The following is a 13453-nucleotide window of genomic DNA, read 5'->3' on the forward strand; positions in this document are numbered from 1 at the left end:
TCGACGGCTTCCTGCACCACTCGAAGCCGTCGAATCACATGCTCAGCATCGAACACCGCATTGCCCAGGACATCGCCGCCAAGCCCGACCAGGTGCGCGCGGCGGTGGCCCTGCTCGACGAAGGCGCTACCGTGCCCTTCATCGCCCGCTACCGCAAGGAAGCCACCGGCGGCCTGGACGACACCCAGTTGCGCCTGCTCGAAGAGCGACTGCGCTACCTGCGCGAACTGGAAGAGCGCCGCAGCGCGATCCTGGCCAGCGTCGATGAGCAGGGCAAGCTCACCGATGCGCTGAAGAACGAGATCCTCGGCGCCGACACCAAGGCGCGGCTGGAAGACCTCTACCTGCCGTACAAGCCCAAGCGCCGCACCAAGGCGCAGATTGCCCGCGAAGCCGGGCTGGAGCCGCTGGCCAGCGGCCTGCGCGAAGACCCGACACGCGTTCCGGACGCCTTCGCCGCACCGTTCGTCGATGCCGACAAGGGCGTGCCCGACGTGCGTGCCGCGCTCGACGGCGCGCGCGCGATCCTGATGGAGTCCATCGCCGAGGACGCCCACCTGGTCGGCGAGCTGCGCGACTGGCTGTGGGACAAGGGCCAGATCCGCGCCAGGGTGGTCGAGGGCAAGGAGAACGAAGGCGCCAAATTCCGCGACTACTTCGACCATGTCGAGCCGATCGGCAAGATTCCCTCGCACCGCCTGCTGGCGCTGATGCGCGCGCGCAACGAGGGTGTCATCGAACTGGAGCTGCAGCCGGCGCCCGATGCCGAGCAGGGCCACCTCGAAGGCGAAGGCCGCGTCGCTGCACACGCCGGCATCCACGATCGCGGCCGTCCCGCCGATGCCTGGTTGCGCGAGACCGTGCGCCTGACCTGGCGCGTGAAGCTGCACCTGCACCTGACGCTGGACCTGTTCGGCCGCGTGCGCGAGGGGGCCGAGGACGAGGCGATCCGCGTGTTCGGTGAGAACCTCAAGGACCTGATGCTGGCCGCGCCCGCTGGTGCGAGGACGGTCATGGGCCTGGACCCCGGCATCCGCACCGGCGTAAAGGTGGCGGTGGTCGATGCCACCGGCAAGCTGCTCGCCACCGAGACGATCTACCCGCACGAACCGCGGCGGCAATGGAACGAATCGCTGGTCACGCTGGCGAAGTTGTGCAAGCAGCACGGCGTGGACCTGATCGCGATCGGCAACGGCACCGCCTCGCGCGAGACCGACAAGCTGGCCGGTGAGCTGATCAAGAAGCTGCCCGATGCCCGCCTTTCCAAGGTCGTGGTGAGCGAGGCCGGCGCCTCGGTGTATTCCGCATCCGAAACCGCGGCCAAAGAGTTCCCGGACCTCGACGTCAGCCTGCGCGGCGCCGTCTCCATCGCCCGCCGCCTGCAAGATCCGCTGGCCGAGCTGGTGAAGATCGAACCCAAGGCGATCGGCGTGGGCCAGTACCAGCACGACGTCAACCAGGTGAAGCTGGCGCGCGCGCTGGACGCCAGGGTCGAGGACTGCGTCAACGCCGTCGGCGTGGACGTCAACACCGCCTCGGCAGCGTTGCTTTCGCGCGTGGCTGGCCTTTCCGCCAGCGTGGCCGAGAACGTGGTCAAGCACCGCGACGCCAACGGCCCGTTCGCCAACCGCAGGGCGCTGCTGAAGGTGCCGCGCTTGGGCGACAAGGCGTTCGAACAATGCGCCGGCTTCCTGCGCGTACCCAACGGCGACAACCCGCTGGACGCCAGTGCGGTGCATCCGGAAGCCTATCCGGTGGTCGAGCGGATCATTGCCCAGTGCGGCCGCGAGGTGCGCAACATCATCGGTGACACGGGCTTCCTGCGCGGTCTCAAGCCCGAGCAGTACACCGACGAGAAGTTCGGCGTGCCGACCGTGCGCGACATCCTCAAGGAGCTGGAGAAGCCCGGCCGCGACCCGCGCCCGGAGTTCGTCGCGCCGAGCTTCGCCGAGGGCGTGGAAGACCTGAAGGACCTCAAGCCTGGGATGATCCTCGAAGGCCGCGTCACCAACGTCGCCGCCTTCGGCGCGTTCGTCGACATCGGCGTGCATCAGGACGGCTTGGTGCATGTCTCGGCGCTCTCGCACACCTTCGTCAAGGACCCGCGCGATGCGGTCAAGGCTGGCGACATCGTCAAGGTCAAGGTGATGGAAGTGGACATCCCACGCCAGCGCATCGGCCTGTCGATGCGGCTGGACGACGAACCGGGCCAGGCACGCGGCGCGCGCCCGGCCGGCAACGATGCGCGCCCGGGCAACCGCGATGCCCGCCCGTCCCGCCAAAGCAGTCCGTCCAAGCCCGTTCCCGCGCCGGCCAACAACGCGCTGGCCGACGCCCTGCTGCGCGCCAAGCAGCGCTGATCGGCAGCATGACCCACGCGCCTGCGACGCTGGCGTGTGGGTCGCCTGCGCCCAGGGCGCCCGGTCATGGAACCGCCGCAGGGCAGGTGTTCGGTTACCGACGGTTAGGACTGGCTGCCGTGCTCTGGACACGGTCGTCCGCCAGCCAGGGCGAGGTCGACAGGTCGCCGTTCGCCGCCGCGATGCGCCGCAGCATGCGCTTCCGTATGGAGTGCATTACCGTAACGCGCAAATAACGAAAGGCCATTCCGGCCATCAAGGAGCGTCATCGTCATGCCCCGTACCCGCCTTGCCGGCGCCATCCTCGCCGGTCTGTTGTTCAGCACCGCCGCTGTAGCCACCGATTTCAGCAAGGTCGTCGTCTTCGGCGATAGCCTGAGCGACGACGGCAACATCTCGCTGGCCACCGCACCCGGCGTGCAACCGCCGTTGCGCTTCACCACCAACCCCGGCACGGTCGCCATCGAGAACGTGGCCAGTGCGCTGGGTCAACCGATTACGCCTTCGCTGCTCGGCGGCACCGACTACGCCTGGGGCGGCGCCGGCGTGCTGGCCAACTCGCCCGGCACGCCCGGCTCGGTGCCGACGTTGACCGCCCAGGTCGACGGCTACCTGGCGGCCGGCACGGTGGACTCCGATGCGCTGTATTCGATCTGGGGCGGCGCCAACGACATCTTCTATCACGCTACCGCCGCCGGTGCTGGCGCCACCGCGCAGCAGCTGATTGCGCAGACGATCTCCCAGCAGGTCTCGCTGGCGATCGCCAACAACATCATTCCGAATGATCCCACCGCGATCGCCGCATTCACCGCGCAGATCACGCCCACGGTTACCGCGCAGGTGAACGCGGCCGTGCTCGCCGGCGCCGGGGTCAGCGGTTTCGAAAGCGCCGATCAGGCCCAGGCAGGAGTCGCTGCGGCGGCCCAGCAGGAGGTCAAGCTGATCGGGCAGCTGCAGGCGGCAGGCGTGAAAAACATCCTGGTGTTCAACCTGCCCAATATCGGCCTCACTCCTTCGGCGCTGGCGGAAGGCCCGGACGCGGCGGCTTCACTGGCGGGGCTTGGCCTGGTATTCAACGGTCAGCTCAACGCCGGCCTGGCGCAGATGGGCGTGGGCATCGTCCCGGTCAACGTCTACAGCCTTTTCAACGAAATCATCGCCAACCCGCAGGCCTACGGCTTCAGCAACGTCAACACACCCGCTTGCGGCGCGGGCGCTTCCTCGGTGAAGTGCGGACCGGCGGGTTCGGGCCTGCCCTATACCTACCCCGCGGGCGCCGATCAGAGCTACGTGTTCGCCGATGGCATACACCCGACCACCGCGGCGCACGCAGTACTCGGCCAGTACGTCGTGTCCATCCTGCAAGCGCCCGGCCAGGTTTCGCTGCTCGGTGAAGCGCCGCTGGCGGCAACGGCGGCGCAGTACCGGACGATCCGCAACCAGTTGCTTGCCGACGGCCAGGGCAGCGATACCCGCTTCTTCGCCAGCGTGGATTACGGCCGGCAGCGTTTCGACGCGACCAGCGGCTCGTCCAAGAGCGACAGCAACAACGTCAACCTGACACTGGGTGCCGATGCACGTGCCAGCGAGCACGTCTCGGTCGGCGTGGCGCTCTCGCTGGGCGACAACAACGCCGATTTCGCCGGCGGCGCGGGCGGCTACAAGATGCAGGACATCTCCGGGCTCGGTTACGCGCTGTACCACAACGGTGGGGGCTACGCGGGCGGCTTTGCCAGCTTCGGTCAGTCCAACTTCAAGGACATCAACCGCCGCATCCAGCTGGGCGCCGCCACCCGCAACGAGAGCGGCAAGGCGGACGGCACCCATCTTGGCGCTGGCCTCGAGGGCGGCTGGTGGTTCGGCAGCGGCGACCTGAAGACCGGGCCGTTCGCGCGTGCCGAATGGCAGACGGCCAAGGTCGGCGGCTACAACGAGAACGGCAACGACAGCACCGCAATGTGGTTCGGCCGACAGCAGCGCGATGCGCTGGTCGGATCGCTCGGCTGGCGCCTGCAGGGCCAGTGGCAGGCTGGCGGCGCCACGTTGATGCCCTTCGTGGAGGTAGCCTGGAACCACGACGACAAGGCCGACCCGCGCCAGATCCAGGCGGGCCTGGTCAGCATGCCGGGCACCTTCGTGCTGACCGGTTACGTGCCGGACAAGACCTGGGGCAGCGCCGACCTGGGCCTGTCCGCCCAGTTCGGCCCGAGCGTCACCGGCTGGTTCGGCTACCACGGCCGCTTCAGCGACAATAACCAGAAGGACAACGCCTTGAACCTGGGCATCAAGATCGGATTCTGAAGCCGGTTTCGCCCATGAAAAAAAGCCGCCCTCGGGCGGCTTTTTTTCTGTACGTCCGGATGGCCAGACGTCCATCCCGCAAAGGGTTGGGCTTATTTGCCCTTGCCGCCAGTGGCGAGGTTCAGGATATCTTCGGCCTGCTTCTTCAGGCTCGCCGCCTCGTCATCGCCGAGCGCCTCGGTCTTGTCGCCGGAAACGACCTGCTTGAGCACGAGATTGCCATCCTTGTCCCAGCCGGCACGCTCCGTCGAACTGGGCTTGGCGTCCTGGCTGGCCTTCTTCTGCTGCACCACGACCCACGGCTTGCCGTCCTTGTAGGCGTAGTCGGTGCTGGTGAAGCCCTTGTCGCCGTAGTCGGCGCGGCCGCGGATGAACTGCACGGCACCGTTCTGGCGGAACACCTGCCAGGCGCGCGAAACGTCTTTCTCCAGCTTGGTGCCGTTGCTGATCTTCATGCCGCCGATCTGCTTCTGCACCGCCTGGAAGTCGGCCAGCTCCTTCTCGCCCGGGGTCTGCTCGGCCACCAGTTCGATCGACACCTGGTTCGGCGCGCCCTTGGTCAGCACCGGTGCCTGCAGCGCCATCTTGTACTGGCGTTCGCCGTCACTGAGCTCGGCCTTGACCACGTACAGGTCGGCCGGGTTGACGTCGGCAGGGTTGAAGTTGAGCTCGAACGACTGCGGAAACTGCACAGGCGCGATGGTCTTGCTGGCCAGCGGCGTGGCGTCGGCCTGGTCGGTCGAGGAGACGTCGACCAGGTTGACCACCAGCTTGGCTTCCGGCGAAACGGTACCGCCGCCGCGCACGGCAACCGTGCCACTGACCGTGTTCGCCTTCGCCGCCGCGGCGGCGTTGTCGCTGCCCTGCTCGGGCGCGTTGGAGCTGTTGCAGCCTGCCAGCGCCAGCGCAGCTACCGACATCAGCGACCAGACCATCCTGCGCATGGGAAAACCTCTACTGAAAAGAAACTTTGGGGAATGCACGGAATCCGCTGGCGTTGGCGCCGCATTTTCCGCGGGGGAAGTTCCAAGCATAGCGGAAAAAGTCACACCCGCGCAAAAGTCAAGCCAGACTTATGGCCGAGGGTGAACGGCCGCGCCCGCCCGTTCACAACACATAAACAATGGCGACGGACGCCATGGCCAACCAAAGCCCGCGATAAGCGGCGCCGCGCTAGGATGTTGCCTGGCGAGCCGCCGGTCGGCGGCCACCAGCGTCGCTTCCCGCTGTCTGGACAAGCCAATGAACCTCGCCCCACCCTCTCCCACCCCCGACATCGGCAATACCTTTGCCGACCGCATCAAACTGTTGATCCAGCGCGTGGGCAGTGCCACCGAGATCGCCCGCATGTGCGGCTTCTCGGAGGGCGTGGTGCGCAGCTGGCGCGATGGCAATACCGATCCCTCGCGCGCCCGCTGCGTGACGCTGGCACGTACCCTCGGCATCTCGCTGGTGTGGCTGGTCGCCGGTGAGGGCGCGATCATGCCCGACATGGACCAGGGCTTCGACGAGGCGTTCGCTGCTGAAACCACCCATCGCCCGCGCCCGCGGCACAGCGGCGTGGCCGGACAGGTGCTGGAGGCCCAGGCCGCGGTGGACACGCAGCGGCTCAACGCGGCGATGCGCATCCTGCAGTCGGAACTCGAACTTGCCGGCAAGCCACTCGCGCTGGCAGAGAACACCGACCTGCTTGCCAGCCTCTACGAAGCACTGGGTCCGGGCGGTACACGCGTGGATACCGATGCCATGCTGGTGTTCAACCGGCAGCTTTCCGAGCGGATCCGCCGCGCGAGCGCCTGACCGGCGTCACAGGCGCGCGATATCGGCCACCGCGGCGAATTGCGCCTTGAGACTCGCCAGCAGGGCCAGCCGGTTGGCCCGCACGCGGGGGTCCTCGGCATTGACCAGCACGCTGTCGAAGAACGCATCGACCGGTGCCTGCAGCTGGGCCAGACGCGCCAGCACGGCGGTGTAGTCGCCGGCTCCGCGTGGCGCAGCGGTGTCGGCCAATGCGGCATCGAGCGCTTCCGTCAGCTCGTGCTCTGCCGGTGATTCGAAGCAGGCCGGATCGACCGGGCCTCCCGGCGCCACGCCGGTTTCCTCTTCCGCCTTGCGCAGGATGTTCGCCACCCGCTTGTTGGCCGCAGCCAGGCTGGCCGCCTCCGGCCGGCGGCCAAATTCCGCCACGGCGCGCAGGCGGCGGTCGAAATCGGGCAGCGTGTCCGGCTTCACCGCCAGCACTGCCTCGAACTGTTCGGCGGTGAAGCCCAGCTCGGCGTAGTAACCACGCAGGCGGTCCACGACGAAATCGACCAATTCAGCGAGCAATGCAGTGCGTCGCGCGCCGGCGTCGAAGGCGGGCGGCTTGCCGTCCTTGCCGGGCTTGATGCCGGCGACGAGCGCAGCCTCCGGCAACAGTTCCAGCGCTTCGGCGAAGCTGGCGCGCAGGTCCAGCTCCAGACCGGCTTCCACCAGCGTGCGGGCCAGGCCCAGCGCAGCACGGCGCAGCGCGAACGGGTCCTTGTTGCCACTGGGCTTCATGCCCACGGCAAAGATACCCGCGAGCGTGTCCAGCCGCTCGGCCACCGCCAGTACCTGGCCCACCTTGTCGGCCGCAATGGCGTCGCCGGCGAAGCGTGGCTGGTAGTAGCTGTCCAGCGCCCTGGCCACGGCGTCGCCCTCGCCCTGGCGTTGCGCGTAGTAACGACCCATCACGCCCTGCAATTCGGGAAACTCGCCTACCATGCGGGTCAGCAGGTCACATTTGCTCAGGGAGGCGGCGCGGGTCGCCGCCCCGGCATCGACATCGACGCGCGCGGCGATCACCCGCGCCAGTTCGGCCACGCGCACGCTCTTGTCCCACAGGCTGCCCAGGGCCTGCTGGTAGGTGACGTTCTTCAATGGACCCTGGTAGTCACCCAACGGCGTCTTGAGGTCCTCGTCCCAGAAGAACTTGGCGTCGGCGAAACGCGGGCGGATCACCCGCTCGTAGCCCTTGCGGATTTCCGCCGGGTCCTTTGACTCGATGTTGGCGATACCGATGAAATGCTCGGTGAGCACGCCCGCGGCGTCGAATACGGGCACGAACTTCTGGTTGGTCTCCATGGTGGTGACCAGCGCTTCCGGCGGCACCGCCAGGAATTCGCGCTCGAAGGCACAGGCGATCGCCGCTGGCCATTCGGTGAGGTTGGCGATCTCGTCGAGCAAGGCCTCGTCCAGCCGCGGCACGCCACCGGTCTGCGCCGCGGCGCGGGCGACTTCGCCGCGAATGCGCTCGCGCCGCTCGCGCGGGTCGGCGAGCACCTTGGCTGCGCGTAGCGCGTCGAGCCAACCGTCGGCATCGGTCACGTGCACGGGGTTGGGATGCATGAAGCGGTGGCCGCGCGACTTGCGGCCGCTCTTCAGGCCCAGCACTTCGCCGTCGATGATCTCGGCGCCGTGCAGCATGACCAGCCAGTGCGCCGGGCGCACGAAGGCGTAATCGTGGTCGGCCCAGCGCATCGGGCGCGGGATCGGCAGGCCCTTGAGCGCTTCCTCGACAATCTCCGGCAGCAGCGCGGCCAGCGACTGGCCGGGCTTGACCGCGCGGAACACGAACCAGGCTCCCTTGTCGGTCTCCAGCTTCTCCAGTTGCGCCACGTCCACGCCGCAGGACTGGGCGAAACCGATCAACGCCTTCGACGGCTGGCCCTGTGCATCCAGCGCGGTGTTCACCGCCGGACCGCGGCGTTCCACATGCTGCTCCGGTTGCGTACCGGCCAATGCTGGCACGTACACGGCCAAGCGGCGTGGCGAGCAGTAGGCACGCGCCTCGTCCAGCGCCCCTTCGATGCCTCGCTTGGCCAGGCCCTGGACGACGCCGTCGAGGAACGCCTGCGACAGCTCGTCGAGTGCCTTGGGCGGCAGCTCCTCGGTGCCCAGTTCGATCAGCAGCGATTTGGCGGCACTCATGCGGCCTGCTCCTTCGAAACCTTCTTCAAGCCGGGAAAACCGAGCTTCTCGCGCTGCGCCACGTAGGCTTCGGCGACGGCGCGCGAGAGCGTGCGCACGCGCAGGATGTAGCGCTGGCGCTCGGTCACGCTGATTGCGCGGCGGGCGTCGAGCAGGTTGAAGGTGTGGCTGGCCTTCATCACCTGCTCGTAGGCCGGCAGCGGCAGCCCGGCGGCGATCAGCTGGTTGGCCGTGGCCTCGCACACGTCGAACCAACGCAGGAGCTCCGGAACGTTGGCGTGTTCGAAGTTGTAGGTACTCTGCTCGACCTCGTTCTGATGGAACACGTCGCCGTAGGTGACCACTCCACGGGGACCATCAGTCCAGATCAAGTCATAAACGTTATCTACATTTTGCAGGTACATCGCCAGGCGCTCGAGGCCATAGGTTATTTCGCCGGTCACCGGGCGACATTCCAGGCCACCGGCCTGCTGGAAGTAGGTGAACTGGGTCACCTCCATGCCGTTGAGCCACACCTCCCAGCCCAGACCCCAGGCGCCGAGCGTGGGCGACTCCCAGTTGTCCTCGACAAAGCGCAGGTCGTGCACCAGCGGGTCGAGCCCCAGCTCCCTCAGCGAGCCGATGTAGAGCTCCAGGATGTTCTCCGGGTTGGGTTTCATCACCACCTGGTACTGGTAGTAGTGCTGCAGGCGGTTGGGGTTTTCGCCATAGCGACCGTCGGTCGGGCGGCGCGACGGCTGCACATAGGCGGCAGCCCAGGGCTCGGGGCCGAGCGCGCGCAGGAAAGTCGCCGGATGGAAGGTGCCCGCACCGACTTCGGTATCCAGCGGCTGCAGCAGCACGCAGCCTTGCGCGCCCCAGTAGCGGTTGAGGGTCTGGATCACGTCCTGGAATGTGCGCGCTGGCATGGCGATGGGCCCAACAACAAAGCGCGTTAGTATAGCCAAAGCCCGCGCCCGCACTGGCCCCGGCGCCGCTCGAACGTACCATGGGGAGGCCCGTCTTCGATGGCCGCATCACCGCAAATCGCATCCCTGCTCGGCCGCCGCGGCCGGCTTGGGTTGGATGACGTGCTGGCCGCGCTGGTGGTCGATGGCTACGTGGCCGCCGACGATGCGAAGAACGTGCGCATGGGCGCCCGTGCCGGCCGTGCCACCGTCGAGCTGCATCCGCTGGTGCTGATCGCCAACGCCAAACTGCCCAACCAGCGAGAACCCGGGCGTCCGCTGAGCCTGGAAGGCCTGACCGAGTGGTTGGCCGGACAGGCGGCGCTGCCCTACCTCAAGATCGACCCGATGAAGATCAACGTGGCGGCGGTGACCCAGGTGGTCAGCCATGCCTACGCCACTCGCCATCGCATCCTGCCGGTGGCGGCCACGCCAGGCGAGGTGACGTTCGCCACATGCGAGCCGTTCGATGCCGCCTGGGCGAGCGACCTGGCGCAGATGCTGCGCCGGGACGTGCGCCGGGTGGTGGCCAGCCCGCTGGACATCAACCGGTTCCTGGCCGAGTTCTACGGGGTGCAGCGCTCGATCCAGCTTGCGCAGGACGCCAAGGGCAGCGGCTATGACAGTGCCGCGGCGATCCTCAACTTCGAACAACTGGTGGAACTGGGCAAGGCAGGCGAGGTTGGCGCGGACGACCGCCACGTCGTGCACATCGTCGACTGGCTGCTGCAGTATGCGTTCGAACAGCGCGCCTCCGACATCCATCTGGAACCCCGGCGTGAGGCGGGACAGATGCGCTTCCGCATCGATGGCGTGATGCACAAGGTGTTCGAACTGCCACCGCCGGTGATGACCGCGGTGACCGCGCGGATCAAGATCCTGGCGCGGATGGACGTCGCGGAGAAGCGCCGTCCGCAGGATGGACGCATCAAGACCCGCTCCTCGGCCGGCCGCGAGGTGGAACTGCGCATTTCGACCATGCCTACCGCCTTCGGCGAGAAGGTGGTGATGCGCATCTTCGATCCGGACATCGTGGCGAAGGATTTCGGCCAGCTTGGTTTCTCGCCGCAGGAGGGCGAAGCATGGCGATCGATGGTCGAGCGCCCGCACGGCATCGTGCTGGTGACCGGCCCGACCGGATCGGGCAAGACCACCACGCTGTATTCCACGCTCAAGCATCTCGCGCGGCCTGAACTGAACGTCTGTACGGTGGAAGACCCGATCGAGATGGTCAGTTCCGAGCTCAATCAGATGCAGGTACAGGCCTCGATCGAGCTGGACTTCGCCGCCGGCGTGCGCACGCTGCTGCGCCAGGATCCGGACATCATCATGATCGGCGAGATCCGCGATCTGGAAACCGCGCAGATGGCAGTGCAGGCCTCGCTGACCGGCCACCTGGTGCTGTCCACCCTGCACACCAACGACGCACCCAGTGCGGTGACCCGCCTGCTCGACCTGGGCGTGCCGCATTACCTGATCCAGTCCACACTGACCGGCGTCGTGGCGCAACGACTGATACGCACGTTGTGCCCACACTGCAAGCGTGAAGCGCAGCAGGACCCGCATACCTGGACGGCGCTCACCCATGGCTGGTCGCTGCCGGTACCGAAGAAGGTGTACGAGCCGGTCGGCTGTCTCGAGTGCCGCAATACCGGTTTCATGGGCCGCACCGGCGTATACGAAATGCTCAAGCTGAGCCCGCGGTTGCGTGGCCTGATCTCGGCCCAACTCGACCTGGCCCGTTTCGGCGAGGGGGCGCTAGCCGAGGGCATGCAGCCCCTGCGCATCTCGGCTGCGGCGCAAGTGGCCAAAGGCTTGACCACGGTGCAGGAAGTGCTCACCGTATTGCCTCCGATCGAACACGAAAGCCAGCCCTAGACTTGGCCATCCAGACGTCCGCATGAAACCCATCCTGATCGTCCGCACCGGTCGTGCGCCGGACCCCATCCGTGCGCGCCATGGCGACTTCCCTCACTGGTTCCGCCTGTGCGCTGCGTTGTCGCCGGTCCGCCTGCGGGTCGTCGACGTCGCCGCGGACGAGAGCCTGCCTGCACCGAAGGAGGTTGCCGGCGCGCTGATTACCGGTTCGGCGGCAATGGTCACCGAGCGCGCCGCCTGGAGCGAACGCACGGCCGGCTGGATCCGTGACGCAATGGACGCGCAACTGCCGCTGTTCGGCGTCTGCTACGGTCACCAACTGATGGCGCACGCGTTGGGCGGCCGCGTGGACTACCTGTCTGGTGGGCGCGAAATCGGCACCCTGCCGATCGAACTGACGCCGGCCGCTGCCCAGGATCCGCTCACGGCGCGGCTACCCGCCAGCTTCCGCGCCCACACTACGCACGAGCAAAGTGTGTTGGAGACTCCATCGGGCGCGACGGTGCTTGCCCGCTCGGCGCGCGACCCACACCACCTGCTCCGCTACGGGCCCAATGCGGTCAGCGTCCAGTTCCATCCTGAATTCAACGCAGACGTGATGCGCGCCTATATCCGGCGCAAACGCGACGCGATGCAGCGTGAAGGCAGCGATCCCCACCAGATCTGGCGCGAAGTCGCTGCCACGCCGGTCGCGCGCCGCGTCATGCGCGGCTTCGGCTTGCGCCATGGGCTGAGCACGGCCTGACCAAGATCGTTGCTCCAGGGCCCGCACCACACTGCAGACCGGTCAGCGCGGCTTGGACGGCAGCGGAAACGGCGTCACCTTCTGCCCATCGCTGGCCTCGCGAATCACCAGTGCGCCTTTGCGGTCGACTTCTTCGATGCGGACGATCGACTGCATTGGCAGGTGAAGTACACGAGTATCGGCAAATTCCTCGCGTAGGCGCTCCTCTGTGGGGTCGACCAGCAACCCCGAGCCGGCCGGCTCGAATACCAGCTCGCCGACTTCGGTGAAACCCCATAGCGGGCTGGTGTCGACGTGCCGTGCGTACACCTCGTAGCACTTGCCCAGGTGCAGGAAGGTGACTTTGTAGAGTTTCTTGGCGTGCATGGCGGCCAGTTTAGCCGCGCAGGCGGCGCGCGATGGCCTCGCGCGAACATAGCGCGAACAACATACCAAATAGGAATCCGGCGATGTGCGTCCACCACACGACCGCGCCATAGCTGGGTCCGGCGTAGCTGAAGAGTAGCTGCAGCAGCACCCAGATGCCGATCAACAGATAAGCCGGTACACGCACGAATTCGAGAAACAGACCCAGCGGCAATACCAGACCGAGGCGCGCCCGCGGAAACAGCGCCGCATAGGCGCCCAGCACCGCCGACACCGCACCGCTGCAGCCAATGATCGGCAGGCGCACGCCTGCAAGCGTCAGTGCCCCGACCAGGTTTGCCACGATGCCACCGGCGACAAACAGCGAAAGAAAGCGCGCCGAGCCCAACGTGCGCTCCGCCGGCAGCCCGAAGATGACTAGAAACAGCAGGTTGCTCAGCAGGTGGATCCAGGCCACGTGGATGAAGAGCGCGGTGAAAAGGCGCACTAGCGCCGGGTCGCCCAGCTGCCGCCAGAACGCCTCGCGGGTGTCGAAGATATTGGCGGGAATCGTGCCCCACTCGAGCAGAAACGAGATCCGCTGTGGCGGTGGCATCAGCGCAAGCGCGACAAAGCTGGCCACGCACAGGAGCACAAGCAGCAACGTTGCCCATTGCGTGGCTGAGCGACGCCGGGTTTCCACATGGACGAACAAGGCGGCGTCTCCTCGGCGGGGCGTCGTGTCTCTACGCATCATAGATGCATGGCCAGCCAAGGTTGACCACGTTCCGCACGGATTTCACCGGAAACCTTGCGATCTGGCCGGGCGGATGCCCCCATTTCACGCGCAAAGAAAAACCCCCACCGAAACGGTGGGGGTTTTTGCGTATAAAGCCCCTGGCGGTGACCTACTCTTGCATGGACAA

10 protein-coding genes are annotated in these 13453 nt (G+C 66.9%); 5 read left to right on the top strand and 5 right to left on the bottom strand.

From position 1 onward, the window contains the following. The first annotated feature begins 38 nt into the window (after positions 1–38). Positions 39–2360 (top strand): Tex family protein, encoded by a 2322-nt coding sequence (locus BMZ38_RS12965; protein ID WP_091338418.1) that lies wholly within the window; start codon positions 39–41, stop codon positions 2358–2360. 273 nt (positions 2361–2633) lie between these two features. Continuing rightward, positions 2634–4661 carry an autotransporter outer membrane beta-barrel domain-containing protein gene (locus BMZ38_RS12970; RefSeq protein ID WP_091338335.1) on the top strand — a complete coding sequence of 676 codons (2028 nt, stop codon included), beginning with the start codon at positions 2634–2636 and terminating at the stop codon, positions 4659–4661. 92 nt (positions 4662–4753) lie between these two features. Here the strand turns inward: BMZ38_RS12970 and BMZ38_RS12975 are convergent, their stop codons facing one another. Next, on the bottom strand, positions 4754–5605 hold the full coding sequence (locus BMZ38_RS12975; protein WP_091338337.1) for a DUF1481 domain-containing protein: 852 nt from the start codon (positions 5603–5605) through the stop codon (positions 4754–4756). Between the two features lie 298 nt (positions 5606–5903). On the opposite strand from BMZ38_RS12975, the gene BMZ38_RS12980 reads away from it, so the two are divergent. Next, positions 5904–6461 carry a helix-turn-helix domain-containing protein gene (locus tag BMZ38_RS12980; RefSeq protein WP_091338339.1) on the top strand — a complete coding sequence of 186 codons (558 nt, stop codon included), beginning with the start codon at positions 5904–5906 and terminating at the stop codon, positions 6459–6461. Positions 6462–6467: 6 nt separating this feature from the next. On the opposite strand, the gene glyS is transcribed toward BMZ38_RS12980, so the two are convergent. Further along, positions 6468–8612: a glycine--tRNA ligase subunit beta gene (gene glyS, locus BMZ38_RS12985; RefSeq protein ID WP_091338342.1), complete on the bottom strand. Its 2145-nt coding sequence runs from the start codon at positions 8610–8612 to the stop codon at positions 6468–6470. After that, positions 8609–9520, bottom strand: coding sequence for a glycine--tRNA ligase subunit alpha (glyQ, locus tag BMZ38_RS12990; protein WP_091338343.1), 912 nt, complete (start codon positions 9518–9520; stop codon positions 8609–8611). Before glyQ ends, glyS begins: the two co-directional genes overlap by 4 nt. Positions 9521–9619: 99 nt before the next feature. Here glyQ and tfpB point away from each other — a divergent pair, with 99 nt between their 5' ends. Both tfpB and BMZ38_RS13000 read left to right on the top strand, forming a co-directional pair. Beyond that, positions 9620–11437 (top strand): type IV pilus assembly ATPase TfpB, encoded by a 1818-nt coding sequence (gene tfpB / locus BMZ38_RS12995; RefSeq protein ID WP_091338346.1) that lies wholly within the window; start codon positions 9620–9622, stop codon positions 11435–11437. 22 nt (positions 11438–11459) lie between these two features. Next, positions 11460–12182, top strand: a complete 723-nt coding sequence (locus BMZ38_RS13000) for a glutamine amidotransferase (RefSeq protein ID WP_091338347.1) — start codon at positions 11460–11462, stop codon at positions 12180–12182. Positions 12183–12224: 42 nt separating this feature from the next. On the opposite strand, the gene BMZ38_RS13005 is transcribed toward BMZ38_RS13000, so the two are convergent. Together BMZ38_RS13005 and BMZ38_RS13010 are read right to left on the bottom strand one after the other, a co-directional pair. Then, entirely contained in the window at positions 12225–12548 is a 324-nt protein-coding gene (locus BMZ38_RS13005; protein WP_091338350.1) for a DUF1820 family protein, read from the bottom strand. Positions 12549–12558: 10 nt separating this feature from the next. Further along, positions 12559–13242 carry a rhomboid family intramembrane serine protease gene (locus BMZ38_RS13010; RefSeq protein ID WP_175483776.1) on the bottom strand — a complete coding sequence of 228 codons (684 nt, stop codon included), beginning with the start codon at positions 13240–13242 and terminating at the stop codon, positions 12559–12561. Positions 13243–13453 lie beyond the last annotated feature (211 nt).

This window comes from Frateuria terrea (assembly GCF_900115705.1).
GTDB lineage: Bacteria > Pseudomonadota > Gammaproteobacteria > Xanthomonadales > Rhodanobacteraceae > Frateuria_A > Frateuria_A terrea.

Coding starts and splice junctions, on each gene's coding strand:
- glyQ (WP_091338343.1), bottom strand. CDS start 9,520: ATGCCAGCGCGCACATTCCAGGACGTGATCCAGACCCTCAACCGCTAC.
- BMZ38_RS13005 (WP_091338350.1), bottom strand. CDS start 12,548: ATGCACGCCAAGAAACTCTACAAAGTCACCTTCCTGCACCTGGGCAAG.
- glyS (WP_091338342.1), bottom strand. CDS start 8,612: ATGAGTGCCGCCAAATCGCTGCTGATCGAACTGGGCACCGAGGAGCTG.
- BMZ38_RS12980 (WP_091338339.1), top strand. CDS start 5,904: ATGAACCTCGCCCCACCCTCTCCCACCCCCGACATCGGCAATACCTTT.
- BMZ38_RS12965 (WP_091338418.1), top strand. CDS start 39: ATGCTCAGCATCGAACACCGCATTGCCCAGGACATCGCCGCCAAGCCC.
- tfpB (WP_091338346.1), top strand. CDS start 9,620: ATGGCCGCATCACCGCAAATCGCATCCCTGCTCGGCCGCCGCGGCCGG.
- BMZ38_RS12970 (WP_091338335.1), top strand. CDS start 2,634: ATGCCCCGTACCCGCCTTGCCGGCGCCATCCTCGCCGGTCTGTTGTTC.
- BMZ38_RS13000 (WP_091338347.1), top strand. CDS start 11,460: ATGAAACCCATCCTGATCGTCCGCACCGGTCGTGCGCCGGACCCCATC.
- BMZ38_RS12975 (WP_091338337.1), bottom strand. CDS start 5,605: ATGCGCAGGATGGTCTGGTCGCTGATGTCGGTAGCTGCGCTGGCGCTG.